The following is a 21,580-nucleotide window of genomic DNA, read 5'->3' as shown; positions in this document are numbered from 1 at the left end:
TCTTTCCCTCGCAAAGACAACTCCTCGGCTAGCCTTAAAGCACCCTCGTTGAAATTCGCGCACCATGAGCGATCAAAATTTAATTCTGATATTCAATTGCGGCAGCTCGTCAGTGAAGTTTTCCGTGCTGGACCCAGATTCGGGTGCAGAACATCTTGCCGGTATCGCCGAGGCTTTGGGCACCCCCAAGGCCAAGCTTAAGTGGCAATACCAAGGGACGGCTGATTCCCACCGACTTGCGCTGGATAGCGACCATGCGGCGGTAATTAATGAGCTGGTAACACAGTTTGACCGATCCTGGTCACAGTTACAGGACGGGTTAAAAGCGATAGGTCACCGAGTCGTCCATGGCGGCGAGCATTTCTCCAGCTCCGTTTTGATCAATCAGAAAGTGATGGCCTGTATCGAAGAGTGCTGTGACTTGGCCCCCTTGCATAACCCCGCTGCTCTCAAGGGGATCTACGCCTCCCTCGATGCCTTCCCCCAACTACCCCAAGTCGCCGTTTTTGATACCGCCTTTCATCAGCAAATGCCGAAGTATGCGTATCTATACGGGCTCCCCTACCCACTGTACGAAGAGCACAAGATCCGCCGCTATGGCATGCATGGCAGTAGCTATCAGTACATTGGCGAGCGGTGCGCCGAACTACTGGGAAAACAGACGGCTGAACTAAATATCATTGCTGCCCACCTCGGTGGCGGCGCCTCTATTTGCGCCATCAAACAGGGGCGCAGTGTAGATACAAGCATGGGGCTTACACCTCTTGAAGGACTGGTAATGGGGAGTCGCTGCGGTGATCTGGACCCGGGAATACTCCTCTACTTACAGCAATCGCTGGGATATACCCAAGCCTCACTAGAGCAGCTGCTAAATAGAGAAAGCGGTATGCTGGGCATATCCACCCTGAGCAGTGATTGCCGCGCACTGGAGCAAGCTGCCGAGAAAGATCATCAGGGAGCCAAACTCGCCCTGGAAATATTCTGTTACCGCCTGGCCAAATATGTCGCTGCCTACACCATCCCCTTGGGTAGCGTCGATGCTTTGGTATTCACCGGCGGTATCGGGGAGAACTCCTCCGGGGTGCGAAGCCGGACCATCGAATGGCTCAAGCCCTTAGGCTACCAACTCAACCCTGAAGCCAATCAGAAAACCAAGTCGCAAGTAGAGGGGTTAATCTCTGCGCAGGAAACTCCCAACATCCTGGTAATCCCCACTAAGGAAGACTGGATTATTGCCCGGGATACATCGCGCTTGGTGCAGTCTTAAACATGCTGCGACACAGCAACGCCAGAACCCTGATGCTGGTTCCCCTGGAAGCGGGAGCCGGCATCACCTCTGTAAGCCTGGGTTTAATTCGGGCGTTAGACCGAAAAAGTATTGAGCTTCAATTTTTTAAACCTGTTGCCGAGCCCCCACCCCCAGACGGCACTATAGAGCGCACCACTGAAATCTTGCGACAAACATCCAACCTAGCCATCCCCAGCTCACTGAGTGCCGAATATGCGGACTCGATGGTATCTACCGGAAAAATGGCGGATTTACTGGAAGAGATTCTCGCCCGCTTCAGACGAATCTCGGCGAAGGCTGAGGTTAACGTGATCGAAGGTGTACTACCCAGCCGCGACAATCCCGTGACTAACCAACTGAATTATCAAATTGCCAAAACCCTAGATGCGGAAGTGGTACTCGTCGCCTGTCCATCTCCCGGTGCCAGCGATTCAATCAAGCAACTTCGCGAGAGACTGGAATTTGCCGTTCGTCTTTATGGCGGCGAGGATGCAAAGCGCGTAGTGGGCTGCATCATCAATAAAGTGGGTCTGCCAGCGGAAATTATGGATACTCCCGGAGCTCATTTAATTGGACTGCATTCACAACTGGAATCTAGCAAAGAAAGCCCCCCTAGCCTGACCCCTGAGATACTTTCAAAGCAGATTCCACTGCGTATTGTCGGTTTTATTCCCTGGAATGCAGAACTGCTCTCCCCCCGTGCACTCGACCTGGCGCGGCACTTTAATGCAAAGGTACTCAATAAAGGGGAGCTGGAAACTCGCAGGTTGCATACCGTCACTTTCTGCTCCCGCTCACTGCCCAATATGTTGAGAAGATTTAAGCCCGGGGCCATGCTGGTAACTTCTGCCGATAGGCCCGATGTGGTTGTGGGCGCATGTTTAGCCGTGATGAATGGAGTCAAAATTGGATGCCTGCTATTAACCGGCGGCTACCATTTGGACAAAGCCATTTTGAAGCTGTGCACCCCGGCCATGGAAACAGGCCTACCCATTTTACTGGTGCCTTCCAATACCTGGCACACGGTGATGTCACTGCAGACTTTTAATTTGCGCACCCCATCAGATGACAGAAATCGCGTGGACCGGGTGCAGGAATTTTTCGCCAGTCGCCTGGATGAGGAGTGGGTGGAATCACTGAGCCAACAAAGTGAAATCCCCAAACGCCTTTCACCCCCGGCATTCCGCTATCACCTCACGGAACTGGCCCGGCGCCGCACTATGCGGATTGTCCTACCCGAAGGAACCGAACCCCGCACCATTCGCGCCGCCCAGCTCTGCCTGGAGAGAGAGATTGCACACCCGGTTTTACTGGGCGAAGAAAAAGATATTTTCAAAATTGCTGAGCAGCAGGGGTTAAAGCTCAATAAAAAGTTGGAAATTGTCGATCCCAAGGCGGTGAGGGCACACTATGTGGAGCCCATGGTTGCCCTGCGTAAAAACAAGGGACTTACTCAAGTAGTGGCACTTGAGCAGCTACAGGATAATGTGGTTCTCGGAACCATGATGTTGGCATTGGGTGAAGTGGATGGACTGGTGTCCGGAGCTATTCACACAACAGCCAATACCATTCGGCCCGCCCTGCAACTGATCAAAACCGCCCCGGATGAAGAGCTGGTTTCCTCGATATTTTTTATGCTGCTCCCTGAACAGGTACTGGTCTACGGAGATTGCGCGATCAATCCCGATCCCGATGCACAGCAACTCGCCGCTATAGCCATTCAATCAGCAGATTCCGCAGCGGCATTTGGTATAGAACCCCGAGTCGCAATGATCAGTTACTCCACCGGCACATCCGGCAGCGGCAGCGATGTCGATAAAGTCCGCAAGGCCACCCAGCTGGCCAAACAGAAGAGACCGCAGCTAATTATTGATGGCCCCCTTCAATACGATGCCGCCTTAATCCGCAATGTCGCTGCCCAAAAAGCCCCGCACAGTCCCGTGGCCGGCAGGGCCACAGTTTTTATCTTTCCCGACCTGAATACCGGCAACACTACCTACAAAGCCGTTCAACGCAGCGCTGACTTAGTGAGTATTGGGCCAATGTTGCAGGGATTGCGCAAGCCGGTTAACGACCTATCACGGGGCGCACTCGTGGATGATATTGTGTATACCATTGCCCTCACCGCCATCCAGGCCCAGGGCAAACTTCACTGATTTTATTTACTCACGGCGCAGGGGCCTTCGCTGGTCGATATACTCTTGTAACGCGGCCGCAACGGTATAGGCTTCCAGCCTGTGCTCATAGGTCTCTGTATGATCGTACCCCATTCGCTGTAAGCAGCGTTGGATATAGTCGGCACTTGAGGATTTATCGTGCCAGACCCGGCGGCCTTTAAAAATATTGGCCAACACTTTCCACCAGCTTTTATCAGCAGAGCGCAAGTGCTGTAGGGCCACCGCTAGCAGGGCTTCCTCATCAGAGAAATCAGTACCCAGTGGATAGTGAGGCAGTTCCGCCAGGCATTTTTCGTCATTGAATACACTGGCGAGATGTTCAGGTGTGTTGTTATTAAAACTCTCGGGAATCGAAAAGCTTTTTTCTATCTTCCCCGCGTGCTTGGCCTGCTCTAGCAATACAGCTTGAAAGCGGGTATCACAGATACTGAGCATAGCCACCATTACATCCCGGTCTGTTTTACCACGCAAATCGACTGCGCCATATTCCGTCACAACCACATCGCGCAAATGCCGGGGAATTGTCGTGTGAGGATATTCCCACACAATATTACTCTCGCAGATACCATCGCGCATTCGCACACTTGGGAGTGCAATAATGGATCGGGCCCCAGGCAAGTCCCAAGCCTGGGCGACAAAGTTATATTGCCCTCCCACCCCACTCACCACGTGGTTATCCACCAAGGCATCCGAGACAACCGCCCCCCCAAGGGTCACCATCATGGCTGAATTTACAAAGCGCGCATGCTGTCGCTGCGCCAGCTTTAGGTCTCTTTGGGATTGGAGGTCATTGGTAAAACTGATGTCAATCATATCGAGACCTGCACCCTCCTTAGGGTCCAGATCCCGCAACTCTCGATACATAAGTTCCGGCCCCAGATAGAAGCCACCATGTAACCAGATCCCCCCAGCGATCTTTTTATTCAGGCAACTACCAATTAGACGGCGGCGCCCATGTTCGCTGTGAAGATCACACTCCTCTTCTTCACCATCAGGAGTCAGCAACTTATGGCCCCGCCAACTGTAGCTGGGGTCCACAATGCCAAGCTGCTGTAAAAAATCTGTATCTGCCACGGTTAAAGGGCAACTGATACGGCCAGCATTCTTTAATGCAAGCAGCGTTTCTTCCTGCACAGTATCAGTAATCTGATCGCTATCGAGCAGATGTTGAATTGTCGCATCAGCGTAGACTTTACGGGTCAGAACCCCCGCTCTACGCAAATGGAGAAAACCGTGGGGCACCATTTCACTGGCCCCATAAAGGCCCCTCTGAAATGTACCGGTACACAGAGGTAATTCCTCTCGGTAGCGCTTTGTATCCTCTTCCACCAAGTCATTCAGAATCCGGCAAAAGAGGGCGTTTTCCTTATGCCTCAAGCGCAGTACATGGCAAACCGCATCTCCCAGGGCGCCGATACCTACTTGAAGGGTTCCCCCATCTTCAACCAGACTGGCGATATGGTAGGCGATACTGTATTCGGTAAAGGTTACCGGCAGGGCCGGAGCCGCAAACAGCGGCGTATCAAAAGTCTCGCCTTTCAACAAAAAGTCAAAAGCACTGGCCGGTAGCTCACTGCTTCCATGGATATAGGGCAGCTGTGTATTTACTTCACCCAATAAAAACAGGGGGTAGTCCTTGCGCTGAGCTGCCAGCTTTAGAACAGGCAGTGTCAGGTCTGGGTTACAACTTAAACTGTACTTGTCTCCACACTCTGAGGGCGCCACCATTTGCGCAATAACGTTAACCCCCCGACTGATCAGCTCACCGGGTACCTGGGTATAATTTGCACTCACGTAGTGTTGCTGTGCATAGTTGTTGCCGAGCAGCGAACCGGGCTCCATAAAGAATTCAATAACCTGGATATTACCTGGCAGGTGCCCTTTCCTCCTCGCGGGAACATAAGCAAGGTCTTGGTATTGACTGTAATGGGTATCCAGAAGTGGCTGGATAAAGCGCCGGGAAATATCACTATCCCCACGGGGGCGCTCCAGCGTCAGGGCCGTAAATATCGTCAGTGAAATCGTATGATCTTCTGCCGCTCGAGCGTATAGCGTATTAGCGAAATGGTTTGCTTTACCAAGCCCCAGCGGTAATGCCAGAACTATTTTTTTGCCGACAACTTCTAAGAGCTTATCGACACACTCCTCGGCACTGGTAAAGCTCTCTGGAGCATTCTTGTGCGCAGATTCCATCGGAGGTAGCTTTCCTCAAACCCTATTGGACTGTGCCCGCACACCCACCCAAGTGCTCGAAGTGATCCACCTGAATTGCCTTCTCTACAGCATCCGCTGCATCGTAGAGTATCTCAGCCTCTTCATCGCTGATTAGATTTTTCTTTAACCCTTTTTCCACGCTATCCCTGCTCAGGTTGCGAATACCGCCTTTTTTTAATTTTTCACGAGCCCGCTCGGAAGCGCATACCCGATCAAACGCCTGCTCAACAATATCCACTCCATCCCCGGGAGTTCCGAGAAAGACTCCACTGGTCAGCCGGTCGCGAGTCGCCGACGGCGTCAACAGTAATTCCGCACAGGCCTTGGCTTGCCGATCCGATGCAGTGTGGACACTGTGACCCCAAGGCATGGTGAGGAAGTGCATTACTTGGCCAATAAATGGCCGGGGGAAATTTTGAAACACCTCCAACAAGTTGACTTCGATCTTATGCAATCCATCTCGCATGGCAAATTCCAGCAGAGGGAGGTCATCCTTAGGGTTGCCATCATCATAAAAGCGCTTCAGGGTGCAGCTGAGCAGATACAGCTGACTCAAGACATCGCCCAATCGGGAAGAAATCAATTCTTTTCGCTTGAGTTCTCCTCCCAGGGTCATCAAGGAAAATTCGGTGACCAGAGATAGCACCGCCGAATACCGGTTCAATTGCCGGTAGTACTTGGCGGCGTGCCCTACGTTGCGGGGGCTGCTGGCAAACAAGCCCACCGTCCAGCCGTGAAAAATACCCCGACAGAGGGTTTTGAATTGAAACCACATATGCTTGGGCAGCAACTTATCCAGTTCGTCCAAACCCGCTTCATGATCCGGGTTTTCTGCCGCCAACATTTCCTTCAAAATATAGGGGTGGCAGCGAATTGCGCCCTGACCAAAGATCATCAAACTGCGAGTGAGAAGATTGGCCCCCTCTACCGTAATTGCTACCGGTATCGCTCGATAAACATTACCCAGGTAATTTAATGGACCATCCATAATGGCCTTGCCCGCATGAATATCCATTGCATCAATAATGGCCTGGCGTAGACCACAAGTAGCATTGGCTTTCATAATTGCGGTGATCACCGCTGGCTTTCGCCCCTCATCCAGGGCACGGGTAGTCGTTTTATGGGCGCTGTCCAATACAAAGGCGATAGAAGCAATTTCAGCCAAGCGGCGTTGCACGCCTTCAAAGCGGCCAACAGGCACATTAAATTGCTCTCGAACCCGGGCGTAAGCGCCGGTCATGCGCGCGGCCATTTTTGCCCCACCGGTAGACAGGGATGGCAGAGAAATTCCTCGGCCTGCGGCAAGGGCACTCATCAGCATCTCCCAACCTTTGCCGACATTCTCCTCGCCGCCAATAATCCAATCCATCGGCATAAAAACATCTTTTCCCCAGTTGGGCCCATTCTGAAATGCTTGCAGCGCTGGGAGATGCCTCTGACCAATGGAAACTCCCGGTGTATCTGTGGGAACCAGGGCAACCGTAATACCCAGCTCTTCTTCATCGCCGAGAATATGGTCCGGGTCATAGAGCTTGAAGGCCAAACCTAACACCGTGGCTATCGGGCCCAAGGTGATATAGCGCTTGTGCCAATTAACACGCATACCAAGGACCTTTTCGCCTTGATATTCGCCGTAACAGACTACGCCACGGTCAATCATGGATGCCGCATCAGATCCGGCCTCCGGACTGGTCAGCGCAAAGCAGGGAATATCAGTGCCATCTGCCAGACGTGGCAAATAGTAGTCCTTTTGCTCTTGCGTACCGTGAGCCAGTAGCAGCTCTCCCGGGCCCAATGAGTTAGGCACCATTACGGTGACACCCACACAGGTACTGCGGGTGGTAATTTTGGTCACTATCTCCGCGTGAGCTGTCGGAGAAAAGCCTAGACCACCATACTTCTTGGGAATAATAATGCCAAAAAAGCGATTTTTCCGAAGGAAATCCCAAACATGCTCCGGAATATTGCGATCCACATAGCTAATTTGCCAATCGTTGATCATTCGGCACAGCTCTTCGACTGGCCCCTCCAGGAAAGCCTGCTCCTCTTCATTGAGCGCAGGTGGCCCCATCCCCAACAATTGATCCCAATGTGGTTTACCTGACAATAACTCAGCGTCCCACCAAACTTCACCCGCTTCCATCGCCTCCCTTTCTGTTTCAGAAATTGGCGGAAGTACCCGTTTAATAATTTTTAAAAGAGGCGCGGTAAAGAATTTTTTGCGCAATTCGCTCATTTTCACCTTCCATAGCGGCAGCCGTTGCAACAAACACTGCCAATTCCCGCAGGGTCAAGAGAGTCATCAATGCACAATAATAGGAGACGTTTGATTGCAGGTAAGAATTCACAGAAGAAATGCATGCCCCTACCCTGATAGACATTTTATTTTTCAACAAAACCGGCGTTATTTTTTTTAGGGCCATTGAAAAGTTATTGAGATTAGCTTTTTCTCACTCCGTCCACAGCAATTCGTATTGTGGGACCCCCTCACCCCCTTTCAATTAAACAACCATTTTTTCCAGGGACTTAGCCTTATAACTTTTTGAAAGGGAAAGAAAAATAAACAAGGATTTTGACATGAAGCGATTAACGGCAATATCTCTCACCAGCATCAGCCTGATGCTCCCTTCATTAATTTACGCCGATCTTATCGGCGAAGCACCGCGCTTAGACCCTGCAGATAGGATTAGCCAGGATGAAATTTCCCAAGGACAACTCCACCTCGACGAAATACGTGAAGCGGGGCTGATTATTTTCAGCACGCCTTTCAATCGTTACGACGGTTTTGGTGATGGCCCCCACGATTTTTCTGAACCGGACAACCACTCCCCCACCGGAGGTAACAGGCCCACCCTGCAAGGTAATGGCACATTCTTACGGGTCAATGGCCTCGATGCGCAAAATTGCCTGGAGTGCCACACCGTTATCAGCAATAGAACAACGCCACCCAAATTAGGCATTGGCGGAGGTGGAGGATTCGGAACCAGCGTATTATTCCGTCCCGCCAATATCGATGTTATCGATGAAAACTTTGACGGTATCGCAGAGTTTGATGGGCGGCTGATTAATCCGGTATTTTTATTTGGCGCCGGGGGGATTGAATTGGTTGGTCGTGAGATGACCCATGAATTACAAAATCTTAAACAACACGCCCTCAACAACCCCGGCACCATCGTTGAACTGGAAACAAAATCAGTCAGTTTTGGGAGCATCATTGCCGACGAGTACGGCAATTTGGATACAACCAATGTCGAAGGCGTCGAGCACGATTTGGTTGTCAGGCCATTTGGTCGAAAAGGTGACAACGCCTCAGTCAGGGAGTTCGATGTCTCCGCCTTGGCATTTCACATGGGGATGCAGGCCTCGGAAGCCTTTGGCGGAGCAACAGCAGATGCTGATAATGACGGAGTCGTCAATGAAATCACCGTTGGGGACTTATCCGCACTGAGTATCTTTATTACCACCCTGGAACCACCATTCGATGTCGATGACAGAGAACACCGTGACGGCCGGAGGCTTTTCTCCGATATTGGCTGCGCCGACTGCCACCGCCCAACGATGGTCACCCAGAGAAGGACCCTCCCTTATAAACTTACCGGCTCTCCAGAAACTCCCTTTGAAGACATTTTTTACGAAGTGGACCTCACCAAGCAACCGACAAATTTTCGCCAAACCCGCAATGGCGGAATAGAGGTTGCAATGTTCTCTGATCTCAAGCGCCACGATATGGGCGAGGGGCTGGCTGAGAACGCCTTCTTCCAAACGGACCAGCAAAACCGTGAGTTTATTACCGCACGCCTTTGGGGAGTGGCCGATACCGCGCCCTATTTACACGACGGCAGAGCCACTACGTTGGCAGAAGCCATTTTTCTCCACGACAACCCCGGAAGCGAGGCCAGTAACGCAGCACAGAATTTCAAGTATTTAAGTGAAAATGATCAGAATAAGATCTTGGCATTTTTGATGTCCCTGAGAATGCCGGAGAACCCCGCTGATGATCTAATTGATCCCCGCTGAGTTGATTCTCAACAACTGGCAGCGCTTTTGGGCTGCCAGTTTCCAGACCTAATGGACTTACTGGCGTTTTTAGGTCAGTGCCTTACCCGCCACAATTACACCGTTGTTATCCGCGTAGAGGTACTCCCCCGGGCGGAAATCCACACCGGCAAAGCTAACCGCCAGGCCTCTTTCACCAATTCCCTTTTTTTCTGTTTTCATTGGATGGCTACCAAGTGCCTGCACCCCCAGATCCAGTTCCGCGATTTCATCTACATCGCGAATGCAGCCATACATCAGGATACCTTCCCAACCGTTGGCAACCGCCTTTTCTGCCAGCATATCGCCAAGACAAGCCCGCCGCATAGATCCACCGGCATCCACTACCAAAACCTTGCCCTGCCCCGGTTCAGCCACCAGTTCTCGCACCAGGGAGTTATCTTCAAAACATTTGATAGTGACAATCTGCCCACCAAAACGATCTCGGCCACCGTAATTGATAAACATAGGATCAACTACTCGCACCTCATCAGGGTAGGCATCACATAAATCGGGGGTTGACTTGAGCATCAATATTCTCGCAGCAATCTATGGAAGAGAAGGATAATAGCGGGAAAAAAGTAGAAGAGCTAAGAGGCAAATAAATACCGGGTATCACCACGATGGATAATACCCGGCCAAGCCTTCGCTGCCACGAAATTGAAACTAGTGTGTTACACGAACCGGCGTGCCTACACGCACATGCTGATAGAACTTTCTCGCCATATGTGGGGGCATACGCACACAGCCATGAGAAGCGGGGTAGCCGGGCACGTGGCCAGAGGCATGCAGACCGATACCGCCATTAAAACGAATGTAGTTATTCATTTTTGCTCCACGATACACAGTACCCGCAGGGCGACGATGCTTTCGAGTATTTACATTCGATCTCACGACTCTGCCAGTGCGTCTATCAACAAAACTGCCATAAATAGACGAGCGGTGATAAGGGTGTTTGGACAACACACGAAAATGTCCGGGGCGTGTGCTGTAACCGCGCTTCCCCGAAGAAATACGGGAGACACCAACTAATTTCCCACCTTTATACAGATATGCGCGCTGCTCACTTAAATCAATTCTAATTGATGGACTACCACCCCTGGCTGCGGCGCGATCATCAAACCAATTAGATGCGCGTGGCTTTGCATCTGCCGGTGGCGATGCCATTAAAGCCATAAGGCACATCATCAAAAAGACATGAAGTATGGGGATTTGAAACTGTCTACTCGTTTGCATAGCTCACCTCACCGAGTCTGGGTACCCTGCCCTGAATCCAACAGATAAACAGTCTGTCGGTAATTTTCAGGTGCGCGCCAGTGGGGCCAGGGCCCACGGCGAACATTTTTACGGAGCACATTGCGCAATCTGTTTTTCGATTTACACGCAACCTTAGGACTCTTCCGATTCTATTGAGGCGAGCGGAAAGATTTAGAATGAATTCTTCTGTGTGGATCAGCTGATAGAGGTTTGTATTTTTTGGGTAATGTGTCGTTTAAATTTTTCAAACACAATTAGCAGAACAAAATCAGGTGTTTCCGGATTTAACTGCAACAACGGACTCATTTTCCACCAAGGCAAACACCGCTTCAGCAGAAAAATTACAGTTAAATATAGCGGGGGAATAATTGGGAAAGCGGCCCACAGTTGGGCCGCTTTAGGAGGAAAATTAACCTTCCTCGTTGGCCAGGAATAGCCAGGTATCTACTGCGGTATCCGGGTTCAGGGACACACTGTCGATCCCCTCATCCATCAACCAGCGGGCGAAGTCTTTATGGTCAGAAGGACCCTGACCACAAATACCTACATATTTACCCGCTTTCTTACAGGCTTGGATCGCCCTGGAAAGCAGTGCCTTGACCGCTGGGTTGCGCTCATCAAACAAATCGGCAACCAGGCCGGAGTCGCGGTCCAGACCAAGCGTTAGCTGGGTCAGGTCATTGGAACCGATGGAGAAACCATCAAAGTGCTGCAGGAAGTCTTCCGCCAGCAAAGCGTTGGACGGCAGTTCGCACATCATAATGACCTTGAGGCCACCTTCTCCACGGCGCAGGCCGTTTTCAGCCAGCAGACCGACTACTTCCTCAGCTTCTTCCGGGGTGCGGACGAAGGGCACCATGATTTCCACATTGGTCAGTCCCATTTCATCGCGGACTTTCTTCAGTGCACGGCACTCCAGGGCAAAGCACTGGCGGAAATCTTCGGAGCGATAGCGAGCTGCACCACGGAAGCCAAGCATTGGGTTTTCTTCGCTTGGCTCGTACAACTGGCCACCCACAAGGTGCGCATACTCATTAGATTTAAAGTCGGACAAGCGTACGATGACGCGATTCGGTGCGAAGGCTGCAGCCAAGGTAGCGATGCCTTCCACCAGTTTTTCGACAATAAAGTCTTCTGGAGAATCGTATCCACCGATACGCTCGCGAATATTCTGCTGCAGATCTTCCGGCAGGTTATCCAGTTCGAGCAGTGCTTTCGGGTGAATACCGATCATGCGGTTGAGGATAAACTCAAGGCGCGCAAGGCCAACGCCCTGGTTAGGCAGATGGCTGAAAGCGAATGCGCGATCCGGGTTGCCCACGTTCAACATAATTTTGAACGGCAGCTCCGGCATTTCCGCAACTTCAGTTTCCTCGCGCTGGAATTCCAGTTCACCAGCCATTACAAAACCGGTATCGCCTTCCGCACAGGAAACTGTCACCGGGGTGCCGGTTTCCAGCAGCTCGGTTGCATTACCACAACCTACAACTGCGGGGATGCCCAGCTCACGGGCGATAATTGCCGCGTGGCAAGTACGGCCGCCGCGATTGGTAACAATAGCACTCGCTTTCTTCAGGACCGGCTCCCAATCCGGGTCGGTCATGTCGGTAACCAGGACTTCACCATCCTGCATCAGCGCCATATCTTCTACGGATTCAAGCTTGCGAACGGGGCCCGCGCCAATGCGCTGGCCGATTGCGCGGCCTTCACACAATACGTCACTGCGCTCCTGCAAGCTGTAGCGCTCAATGCTGGTTCCCTGATCGCGGGAGCGTACAGTTTCCGGACGCGCCTGTACGATAAACAACTTACCGCTGTCGCCGTCTTTGGCCCACTCGATATCCATCGGGCGTCCGTAGTGCTCTTCAATCTTGCGGGCCTGGATTGCCAGGTCTGTCAGCTCCGCATCGTTGAGGGCAAAGCGCTGGCGGTCTTCGTCTGCCACCGGGATAGTTTTCACGGAACGACCACATTCACCGCTCTCGTCGTAAACCATCTTGATCGCTTTACTGCCGCGGTTGCGGCGCAGAATCGCAGGACGGCCCACATCCAGGGCTGGCTTGTAGAGGTAAAATTCGTCCGGGTTAACTGCACCTTGAACAACGGTTTCGCCCAAACCAAAGGCGGCGGTGATAAAGATCACATCGCGGAAGCCACTCTCTGTGTCCAGGGTAAACATCACACCCGCTGCGCCAGTCTCACTGCGCACCATGTGCTGGATACCGGCAGACAGGGCAACGCCCACATCCGCATAACCGGTATGCACGCGGTAGGCGATAGCACGGTCGTTGTAGAGGGAAGCAAAAACCTCTTTTACTGCCTTCAATACAGCGTCGATACCGCGGATATTCAGGAAGGTCTCCTGCTGACCGGCGAAGGACGCATCCGGCAAGTCTTCGGCGGTTGCAGAGGAGCGAACTGCAACAGCAGTTTCCGCACCACCCAGGGCCTCATAGCCCTCGCGAATCTCTTTTTCCAGCTGCTCGGGGAACGGAGTCTGTAAAATCCAGTTGCGGATTTCATCTCCCGCCTGGGCCAGCTCGGTGACATTACCAACATCCAATCCTTGCAAACGCTCGGCTATACGCTGCTCCAGCTGTTCGTGAGCCAGGAAAGCCCTAAAGGCTTCTGCGGTGGTAGCGAATCCACCGGGTACGCTCACGCCGGCACCGGCGAGAGAGGAGATCATCTCGCCCAGTGATGCGTTCTTGCCGCCGACTTTGTCGACATCGGCCATGCCCAGTTTTGCGAAGTCGATCGTGAAGTTCGTCAAGTGAAGGCCCTCTAAAATTCAGGTTGAGTGGCGGCAGATTATAAGGATGAGTTTTGTAAAAAATAGCCCGTAAAAATTGGCCAAAATGTTGTAAATTTTCTACAAAAATTGCAAATCGCCAGAATAAAAGACCTTTGCCCCATTCCTCCCCTACAATAGCCCCCTCACGCCGACAAACTGAGAACAAACATGGCAAAAGACAAGCGCACGGCTTTTTTTATCTCCGACGGAACCGGTCTCACCGTCGAAGCGATTGGCCACAGCCTACTCGCACAGTTCCGCGATCAACAAGTTGAGCAGGTCACGCTTCCCTATATCGACTCCACCGAAAAAGTTAAACAGGCCCTGCAACGCATAGAAAAAGCAGCCGATGAATCCGGTTTACAGCCGATCATTATTACCAGCATTGTTTCTGACAAGATCCGGGAACAGCTGCACCAAAGCTCTGCGTTGATGCTCGATATCTTCGAGAACTACCTCACGCCACTGGCCAATCTGTTTAACCGGGATCCAGCGCAGATGGTCAACGTCTCTCACGGCATTGACGACAACCGTCGCTACACCGACCGGATTGAAGCAGTGCACTTCGCCATGGACAATGACGATGGCCGCAGAGTCAGCGAATTCCAGCAAGCCGATGTAATCCTGTTGGGCGTTTCCCGCTCCGGCAAAACGCCTACCTGCTTGTACCTGGCACTTCAGTTTGGCCTGCGCGCGGCAAACTACCCCATCACCGAAGAGGATATGGACTCCACCACCCTGCCCAAGATCCTGCGCCCGTTTCGCAACAAGCTGTTTGGCCTGACAATCGAGCCCGAGCGTCTGATGCAAATTAGACAGGAAAGGCGCGCCAACAGCCGCTACGCTTCTAAGGAACAATGTGAATTCGAGGTGCGCCAAGTTGAGCAAATGCTGAGGCGGGCCCAGGTGCCTTTCCTCAATGCAACCCAACTTTCGGTGGAGGAACTCGCCACCCGCCTGATGTCTCAGGCCGGTATTGAGCGCAGGATTGACTAAAGAGCCACACACCCTTTAATTGCCGCCGCAAAATGTGTAGTGTGCGCCGTCTTCCGGACTGCTGTAGCTTGATATGCAAATTGTCTCTCTGCCCTACTCATTAAACACGCCCGCCGCATTTGCGGCGATAGCGGATTTACCTATCCCCGTTTGGCTCGACAGCGGTCGACCTCTCGCGGAGGGTGGGCGCTATGACATCATTAGTGCCGACCCAATAAATACCCTCGAGTTAAGTGCCGACACGCCCGAGCCATTTGCCCGGCTGGATGACCTCGTGTGCGAACTCTGCCCTCAGGACAGGGACTCACAACTGCCTTTTTGCGGCGGGGTTATTGGTTACGCTGGTTATGAACTCGGTGTAGAGGGCAATTATCTGCCGGCAGATATGCGCCCTACGGACTTGCCCGCAGGCTTTTTTGGGCTCTACACATGGGCCTTTATTGCCGACCACCAACTGGGCAGCAATCACCTGGTTTTCCACCCCGCCTGCCCACCCCAGCAAGTTCGCGAATTGATACAGCGATTTAAAGCTATCAACTGGGAGACCACGCTTACACCCGGGGACTTCCGGCTGCTTTCACCATTTGAGCACGAACTGAGTGCAGATGATTATCGGGCACAAATTGAGCAGATATTGGAATATATCGCCGCCGGCGATATCTATCAGGCAAACTTTACCCAGCGTTTCAGGGCCCCCTACAGCGGCGATCTGTTAACAGCTTACCTGGCATTGCGCTCTCAAGCTGCCGGTCCCTTTTCTGCTTATATGGCCCTGCCCCATGGCAGTCTGCTCAGTATGTCGCCGGAGCGATTTATCCGAGCTGATGGCGCCAGTTTGCGCACGGAACCGATTAAAGGCACTGCTGCAAGACACGCTGACAAGATGGCAGATCAGCGCGCCGTCTTCTCGTTGCAGAGAAGCCCCAAGGACCGGGCGGAAAACCTGATGATCGTCGATTTACTGCGCAATGATTTGAGTAAGCTGTGTCGCAGTGGCACTGTACGTGTTCCCGAGCTATTCCAATTGGCAAGCTTTGCCAATGTCCACCACTTGGTCAGCGTAGTAACTGGCGAGCTACCCGAAGAGTCGGTCTACAGCGAATTACTCGAAGCTTGTTTCCCTGGAGGGTCTATCACAGGTGCTCCAAAGCGACGCTCTATGGAAGTAATTCGGGAGCTGGAATCCAGTCCTCGGGGGATTTATTGCGGCAGTATTGGCTACATCAGCAGCTGCGGCCGCGCTGACACCAATATCGCCATCCGGACCTTCAGTGCCAACGATGGACACCTAACCTGCGCGGCAGGTGGTGGGATCGTTGCAGATTCCGATCCCACTTCAGAGCACCAGGAGTGCTTGGCCAAGGTGCGCTTACTACTGGAAACAACTGAACAATTTTTGCAGTAGGCATCAAATCGCCGAAAAACGACCAAAAAATAGCCTATTTTGGCGCCTTTTGTAGCATCACTACAAATTTCAGTTATAAAGGTATCGGCGATTGATATTTCAAAGTTATTAGGGGTTCTGATAGATTCAGTCCATCTTGCCTTTAATGGCATTGCACTGGATCAAGGAAATTATCGTGAAGATCACACTGGTCAAGAAAATTCTCGCCGACGGCTCGCCCTGCGCCAAGTGTCGCGACGTTGAAGAAAAGCTGGAAGAAAATGGCCAAATGCAATTTATCGACCAGACACTTATCGCCGACGTGCGTGACCCGCAAAGCCCGGGCTTACAGCTGGCTCAGCAGTACAAGGTAGAGCGAGCGCCCTTCTTTATAGTAGAGCGCGAAGGTAAGGAAGCAGAGATTTTCACTGTTTACTTCAAGTTCGCCAAAGAAGTGCTGCGCCCCCTGATCGAGATGGAGGCTTCATAGCCTCCATCCCTTAGCTTTATTCGGCACTTCCATTCAGCAGCAGCTCTAGTAAACCGGCAACTCCATATCGGCGAACAGCGCATCGACCTCAGAACGGGATGTCGCCTGTGCCGCCTGGTCAATCAGCTCACGGCTGAGATGGGGGGCAAATTGCTGGATAAACTCATACATAAAGCCCCGCAGGAAAATCCCCTTACGGAAGCCAATTTTCGTAACACTCGATTCAAATAGATCACTGGCATCGAGAGCCACAAGGTCCTCATCTTCGCCATCAACGGCCATATCAGCCACAATGCCAATTCCCAATCCCAGACGCACATAAGTTTTGATTACATCAGCATCGGCGGCGGTAAAGACTACCTTAGGTGACAACCCTTTCTCCAAGAAAGCTTCATCTAACTTGGAGCGGCCGGTAAACCCAAATACATAAGTAACTATCGGGTACTTCGCCACGTCCTCAAGGGATAGCTTGCTCACTTGGCAAAGCGGGTGATCTTTCGGTACCAGAATGCAGCGGTTCCAGCGGTAGACAGGCATCATCACCAAGTCGCTGAAAAGCTCCAGAGCTTCGGTAGCGATGGCAAAGTCTGCGGTGCCATCTGCCGCCATCTCAGAAATTTGCATAGGGGTTCCCTGGTGCATATGCAGGGAAACCTCCGGATAACGGCCTATAAACAGCTTAATAATCGGGGGCAAGGCATAGCGCGCCTGAGTGTGAGTGGTAGCTACAGCGAGACTACCTTTTTTATCATTGCTGAACTCTTGCGCAACCTGTTTAATATTCTCCACTTTGCGCATAATTTCGCCGGCAGTCTTTAAGATTGCCTCCCCTGCCGGGGTCACCCTCGTGAGATGCTTGCCGCTGCGCGCGAAGATTTCTACGCCAAGCTCATCCTCCAAAAGTCGGATTTGCTTACTGATTCCCGGCTGGGAGGTATAGAGGCTCTGCGCTGTAGCAGAAACATTGAGGTCGTGATGTGCCACTTCCCAGATATATCTCAACTGCTGCAGCTTCATAGATCCTCCCTTTCATTAAGTTCGCTCATGGCCGAGAGCGAGTAATACCATTTTTTGATCGATAGTTATAAAAACTATCTTGAGTTATACGAGAAAAGAATAGCAGTGAATCAAAGCCAGGGCCAATGGACGGTTGAATATCCGTGGTAGAGACGAAAGTGTCAATCAACTTTGGGGGATCCCGGACTTTCTGTCGGCTTTATTTTCTAATAATTAGAGCTAAGCCTCTCGGATGAGGGCCGGGAAAAGTTCAAACATTATCGGCATAGAGAGCACTGAGTGATAACGTACACCTTTATCACTTTTGAACTTTTTATACCTCTGCATTTGCGATTCCATGAGGAACATGGCCCGTAGCCACATGCTCACCTGCAGAAACACAGTGACTAGGCTGATCATCAAAGAAGACATCGGCGCCAAAAGCCCGCAGGAACTCACCTTTAGGAAGCCCGCCGAGAAAAACTGACTCATCCACTCTAATATCCCAGGCGCGCAATGTCCTGATGACCCGCTCATGGGCCGGTGCGGAACGTGCCGTTACCAAAGCCGTTCGTATCGGGCAGGTATCCATCTCAAATTCAGCCTGCAACCTCTGCAAAGCCTCAAGGAATCCCTTAAAGGGTCCTCCCCCCAGTGGCTTCTGTGCTGAGGCACGCTCCGCCTCAGTAAAAGCAGCCAGGCCTTCCGTTTTGTAGACTCGCTCAGCCTCATCAGAGAAGATTACCGCATCGCCGTCAAAGGCAAATCGCAACACATCATCACGATATTCGCGGTTTCCTCCGGCAACCAAGGTTGCCGCAGCAACCCCCTGCTCCAACGCCTGGCGGACATCTACACCATCAGCAGACAAAAACAGGTTGCATCCAAATGGACCAATATAGCGGTAAGGGCTCCCACCATTGCAGAAGGCTGCACGAGTAATATTGAGCTCATAGTGCTCAATAGAGTTAAACACCCTTAATCCGGTATCGGCACTATTCCTGGATAGCAGGATCACCTCCACCCGCGGCTCCCCGCCAAGAAGCTCATTGATCTTTAGAAACTTCTCAACCAGAGGGAATGCATCTCCTTTTTCCAGAACATCGTTCTCACGCTCAACTTGATAATGAGAAAAGGCGTGCAATCCCTGCTCCTCAAAAACCTTGTGGCTATCGCTAAGGTTAAACAGAGCTCGAGAGGAAATAGCGATTACTAACTTATCTGGACGCACAGCCATTAGGGAGCCTCTACATCGTTAATCCACCGACACCGCAGCTTCACTGAGGGCAGTGAGAGTCTGCGACAAATCTCAAACTTATATTCCACAAATTGAGCGATATGTACAGATAAGAATGCCAGCCCTTACTGATGTTGCTTCCGTAGCGCCGCACAAGTGCCCAGGGAGTCAAAGTTGTTTGACTGCGGGATTAAGACGATGGAGCAAAACGTTTCAAAATTGAAACCGCTCCAAACTACCGCGTGCATTTTTCTTCAGTAATGTATTGATAGAGTTAATATCCACCCCATCAAATTCAGAAAGGATTAATACTTTAATCCTTTAGTTTGACAACCCCTTAAAGAACCCAGATTAATACACTCCTTCAAACTTAACAAACATATAGCACCCTCTTCATGCAAATTGAATTAAATTGAAGAATTTCGCACCAGAAATAAACAAAAACAACAAAACAATAGAAAGCTAAACCGTTTAAATATAACTCAAAAAAGTTTGCCACTCAGAAAAAAGCTATAAAATAACCAATTAAAACCCCTCAAATAACCAAAGTTGCAAATATCTGAATTCGTGACATACACATCAAAAAAACAATTTGACCTTTCAAGTTTACATCCACCACAAAAAAATTATTGTCAGGAATAACAACAAGGGATATCGTTATTTCGCCTGACAACGGCAAACAACCCCCAAGAAAATTTTGCACATAAACTCCATACAGCTCTCAGCTCATAGCGCGAGATATTCTTGGGGTGTGATTCAATTGGCCGCTTAACCAGACAGCATTAACCACTGAGCGTTTATTTTATGCTCCCGGTTAACTATGGCCATTAAATTATAATCATAAAGAGAATTACTTAATGAAATATTTGTTAGGAGCCGCTAGCACACTCGCACTCGCTATTAGCGCCCAAGCGGCGGAGCGTATTAATGTCACACCAGAGTTACTTTCCAATCAGTCCCTAGCCTCAATCGCTGGCTCAGATATGAAGTTGGAAAAGGTTCGCGAGCGCACGCTTGCCAATGGGAGAACGGTTGCCCGATATCGGCAAACTCATAAAGGCATACCCGTTTGGGGGAGAACCATAACCAGTTCCAGGCAAGGCTTAACTGAAAAAGTGAGAGGCCACGTACTCTCAGGCCTAGAGCTGGAGGTACCTACCGCCCGCGCAACGATTGATGCCGATAATGCTATTGATCGAGCCATGAACCATCAGCTGAATCTGCGCACTCAGGATGGTGACAGTAAAAAAGCTCTCTCAATGTCGTCCATGCGCTTCAACGCACGAAACCAGAAAAAAGAGCTCTATGTCTATGTCGATGAAAACGACCAGGCGCGATTAGCTTATTTGGTTAACTGGGTCGAATACGGAGATGAGCCGAGCAGACCGTTCTATTTTGTAGACGCACTTACTGGCGAAGTTATCAAGCAATGGGACGGCCTTGCCTTCCAGGATGCCACAGGCCCCGGTGGCAATGAAAAAACCGGGCGTTATGAATATGGAACGGACTTCCCTGCCCTCGAAGTTGACAATAACTGCTCCATGAACACTGCTAACGTAGAGACTGTGGATTTGAATCACGGTACAAGCGGAGGTAGCGTTTTCTCCTTCACCTGTCCGGAAAATGATTACAAAGAAATCAATGGTGCTTATTCTCCATTGAATGATGCCCACTTCTTCGGCAACGTCGTTTTCAATATGTATAGTGACTGGTATGGAACATCGCCGCTCACACAAAAATTGAGAATGCGAGTTCACTACAGCAACAACTACGAGAACGCCTTCTGGGATGGCAGCCAAATGACATTTGGTGATGGCTTCACAACCTTCCACCCGCTTGTCAGCTTGGATGTATCCTCTCATGAGGTGAGCCATGGCTTTACTGAGCAAAACTCCAACCTGACCTACGCCAACCAATCCGGCGGCATCAACGAAGCCTTCTCTGACATGGCCGGTGAAGCTGCCGAGTTCTACATGAAGGGCACTAACGACTGGATGGTGGGAGCCGATATATACAAGGCTGATGGCGCTCTTCGCTATATGGATGACCCCACCAAAGATGGCAGATCCATTGGCCATGCTTCCGACTACTATAGCGGCATGGACGTGCACTACAGCTCCGGCGTATTCAACCGGGCTTTCTACCTGATCGCCAACTCAAGCGGCTGGAACACCCAAACTGCTTTCGATATCTTTGTGCTTGCTAACCAAACTTATTGGAATCAAAGCACTGATTACATTGAAGGTGCTTGCGGAGCCCTGTCAGCTACTGAAGATCTCGGATACGATACTGCAACAGTAATCGCAGCGTTCGACACCGTAGGGGTATCTACCAGTAACTGTGGCGATGATGGCGGTTCAAACTCAGAAGGCTGGGAAGAAACCAACTTATCAGGCCGCCGCAACAGCTGGCAGCACTTCACTCTGGATGTACCATCAGGCTCATCATCTTTGACTGTCGAAATGCTCGGTGGCAATGGCGATGCCGATTTGTACGTCCGTTATGGTGCCACCCCAACCAGCGACAACTGGGATTGTCGTCCTTACGTAAACGGCAATAATGAATTCTGTAGCTTTAGCAATCCAGCTGCAGGTACCTGGCACATCAGTGTACAAGGCTATATTTCATACAGAGGCGTAACCCTTTCCGCCCAGAGCCAGTAATATTTAAGGCCGGTGCCGACACATTAGTGTGTCGGCATTCTCTATCACA

At 51.1% G+C, this 21,580-nt stretch carries 15 protein-coding genes; 7 read left to right on the top strand and 8 right to left on the bottom strand.

What is annotated here, in order from left to right; all coding sequences use genetic code 11:
• Positions 1-64 precede the first annotated feature (64 nt).
• Both ACYX4J_RS08880 and pta read left to right on the top strand, forming a co-directional pair.
• Positions 65-1,267, top strand: coding sequence for an acetate/propionate family kinase (locus ACYX4J_RS08880; protein ID WP_476178385.1), 1,203 nt, complete (start codon positions 65-67; stop codon positions 1,265-1,267).
• Positions 1,268-1,269: 2 nt separating this feature from the next.
• Positions 1,270-3,444, top strand: coding sequence for a phosphate acetyltransferase (pta, locus tag ACYX4J_RS08875; RefSeq protein ID WP_476178384.1), 2,175 nt, complete (start codon positions 1,270-1,272; stop codon positions 3,442-3,444).
• A gap of 6 nt (positions 3,445-3,450) precedes the next feature.
• Here the strand turns inward: pta and ACYX4J_RS08870 are convergent, their stop codons facing one another.
• From ACYX4J_RS08870 to ACYX4J_RS08860, 3 genes are read right to left on the bottom strand one after another with little or no spacing between them, the layout of a single operon-like run.
• The gene (locus tag ACYX4J_RS08870; RefSeq protein ID WP_444933413.1) at positions 3,451-5,658 is read right to left on the bottom strand and encodes an acetyl-CoA hydrolase/transferase C-terminal domain-containing protein; all 2,208 of its coding nucleotides are present in this window, start codon (positions 5,656-5,658) and stop codon (positions 3,451-3,453) included.
• Positions 5,659-5,680: 22 nt separating this feature from the next.
• Positions 5,681-7,915: an acyl-CoA dehydrogenase gene (locus tag ACYX4J_RS08865; protein ID WP_444933414.1), complete on the bottom strand. Its 2,235-nt coding sequence runs from the start codon at positions 7,913-7,915 to the stop codon at positions 5,681-5,683.
• Entirely contained in the window at positions 7,863-8,102 is a 240-nt protein-coding gene (locus tag ACYX4J_RS08860) for a hypothetical protein (protein WP_444933415.1), read from the bottom strand. The genes ACYX4J_RS08865 and ACYX4J_RS08860 overlap by 53 nt, the downstream gene beginning before the upstream one ends.
• A 154-nt stretch (positions 8,103-8,256) precedes the next feature.
• Between ACYX4J_RS08860 and ACYX4J_RS08855 the strand changes: the two genes are divergently transcribed.
• Positions 8,257-9,696, top strand: coding sequence for a di-heme oxidoredictase family protein (locus ACYX4J_RS08855; RefSeq protein WP_445361677.1), 1,440 nt, complete (start codon positions 8,257-8,259; stop codon positions 9,694-9,696).
• A 69-nt stretch (positions 9,697-9,765) separates the two neighbouring features.
• On the opposite strand, the gene rraA is transcribed toward ACYX4J_RS08855, so the two are convergent.
• From rraA to ppsA, 3 genes are all read right to left on the bottom strand, one after another.
• Positions 9,766-10,245 carry a ribonuclease E activity regulator RraA gene (gene rraA, locus ACYX4J_RS08850; protein ID WP_413662263.1) on the bottom strand — a complete coding sequence of 160 codons (480 nt, stop codon included), beginning with the start codon at positions 10,243-10,245 and terminating at the stop codon, positions 9,766-9,768.
• Positions 10,246-10,380: 135 nt separating this feature from the next.
• Positions 10,381-10,950, bottom strand: a complete 570-nt coding sequence (locus tag ACYX4J_RS08845) for a L,D-transpeptidase family protein (protein ID WP_444914000.1) — start codon at positions 10,948-10,950, stop codon at positions 10,381-10,383.
• Positions 10,951-11,380: 430 nt separating this feature from the next.
• Entirely contained in the window at positions 11,381-13,744 is a 2,364-nt protein-coding gene (gene ppsA / locus ACYX4J_RS08840) for a phosphoenolpyruvate synthase (RefSeq protein WP_476178383.1), read from the bottom strand.
• 189 nt (positions 13,745-13,933) lie between these two features.
• Here ppsA and ppsR point away from each other — a divergent pair, with 189 nt between their 5' ends.
• From ppsR to ACYX4J_RS08825, 3 genes are all read left to right on the top strand, one after another.
• Entirely contained in the window at positions 13,934-14,761 is an 828-nt protein-coding gene (gene ppsR, locus ACYX4J_RS08835; protein ID WP_444896986.1) for a posphoenolpyruvate synthetase regulatory kinase/phosphorylase PpsR, read from the top strand.
• A 73-nt stretch (positions 14,762-14,834) separates the two neighbouring features.
• On the top strand, positions 14,835-16,166 hold the full coding sequence (gene pabB / locus ACYX4J_RS08830; RefSeq protein ID WP_476178382.1) for an aminodeoxychorismate synthase component I: 1,332 nt from the start codon (positions 14,835-14,837) through the stop codon (positions 16,164-16,166).
• Positions 16,167-16,341: 175 nt separating this feature from the next.
• Positions 16,342-16,635, top strand: coding sequence for a hypothetical protein (locus tag ACYX4J_RS08825; protein WP_413662268.1), 294 nt, complete (start codon positions 16,342-16,344; stop codon positions 16,633-16,635).
• Positions 16,636-16,680: 45 nt separating this feature from the next.
• On the opposite strand, the gene cysB is transcribed toward ACYX4J_RS08825, so the two are convergent.
• Together cysB and ACYX4J_RS08815 are read right to left on the bottom strand one after the other, a co-directional pair.
• Positions 16,681-17,652 (bottom strand): HTH-type transcriptional regulator CysB, encoded by a 972-nt coding sequence (gene cysB, locus ACYX4J_RS08820; RefSeq protein ID WP_282932493.1) that lies wholly within the window; start codon positions 17,650-17,652, stop codon positions 16,681-16,683.
• A 313-nt stretch (positions 17,653-17,965) separates the two neighbouring features.
• Positions 17,966-18,868, bottom strand: a complete 903-nt coding sequence (locus ACYX4J_RS08815) for a 5'-nucleotidase (RefSeq protein WP_444933419.1) — start codon at positions 18,866-18,868, stop codon at positions 17,966-17,968.
• 857 nt (positions 18,869-19,725) lie between these two features.
• Here ACYX4J_RS08815 and ACYX4J_RS08810 point away from each other — a divergent pair.
• Positions 19,726-21,531, top strand: coding sequence for a M4 family metallopeptidase (locus ACYX4J_RS08810; protein WP_444933420.1), 1,806 nt, complete (start codon positions 19,726-19,728; stop codon positions 21,529-21,531).
• Positions 21,532-21,580: the final 49 nt, after the last annotated feature.

It is taken from the genome of Microbulbifer sp. ABM4_008, assembly GCF_056311705.1.
The sequence above is the reverse complement of the archived record's forward strand: the minus strand, read 5'-3'. Positions and strand labels throughout refer to the sequence as shown.

What these genes read in the sequence shown, in the direction of transcription:
- cysB (WP_282932493.1), bottom strand. Translation starts at nt 17,652, where the DNA reads ATGAAGCTGCAGCAGTTGAGATATATCTGGGAAGTGGCACATCACGAC.
- pta (WP_476178384.1), top strand. Translation starts at nt 1,270, where the DNA reads ATGCTGCGACACAGCAACGCCAGAACCCTGATGCTGGTTCCCCTGGAA.
- rraA (WP_413662263.1), bottom strand. Translation starts at nt 10,245, where the DNA reads ATGCTCAAGTCAACCCCCGATTTATGTGATGCCTACCCTGATGAGGTG.
- ACYX4J_RS08845 (WP_444914000.1), bottom strand. Translation starts at nt 10,950, where the DNA reads ATGCAAACGAGTAGACAGTTTCAAATCCCCATACTTCATGTCTTTTTG.
- ACYX4J_RS08815 (WP_444933419.1), bottom strand. Translation starts at nt 18,868, where the DNA reads ATGGCTGTGCGTCCAGATAAGTTAGTAATCGCTATTTCCTCTCGAGCT.
- pabB (WP_476178382.1), top strand. Translation starts at nt 14,835, where the DNA reads ATGCAAATTGTCTCTCTGCCCTACTCATTAAACACGCCCGCCGCATTT.
- ACYX4J_RS08870 (WP_444933413.1), bottom strand. Translation starts at nt 5,658, where the DNA reads ATGGAATCTGCGCACAAGAATGCTCCAGAGAGCTTTACCAGTGCCGAG.
- ACYX4J_RS08880 (WP_476178385.1), top strand. Translation starts at nt 65, where the DNA reads ATGAGCGATCAAAATTTAATTCTGATATTCAATTGCGGCAGCTCGTCA.
- ACYX4J_RS08810 (WP_444933420.1), top strand. Translation starts at nt 19,726, where the DNA reads ATGAAATATTTGTTAGGAGCCGCTAGCACACTCGCACTCGCTATTAGC.
- ACYX4J_RS08865 (WP_444933414.1), bottom strand. Translation starts at nt 7,915, where the DNA reads ATGAGCGAATTGCGCAAAAAATTCTTTACCGCGCCTCTTTTAAAAATT.
- ACYX4J_RS08860 (WP_444933415.1), bottom strand. Translation starts at nt 8,102, where the DNA reads ATGGCCCTAAAAAAAATAACGCCGGTTTTGTTGAAAAATAAAATGTCT.
- ACYX4J_RS08855 (WP_445361677.1), top strand. Translation starts at nt 8,257, where the DNA reads ATGAAGCGATTAACGGCAATATCTCTCACCAGCATCAGCCTGATGCTC.
- ppsR (WP_444896986.1), top strand. Translation starts at nt 13,934, where the DNA reads ATGGCAAAAGACAAGCGCACGGCTTTTTTTATCTCCGACGGAACCGGT.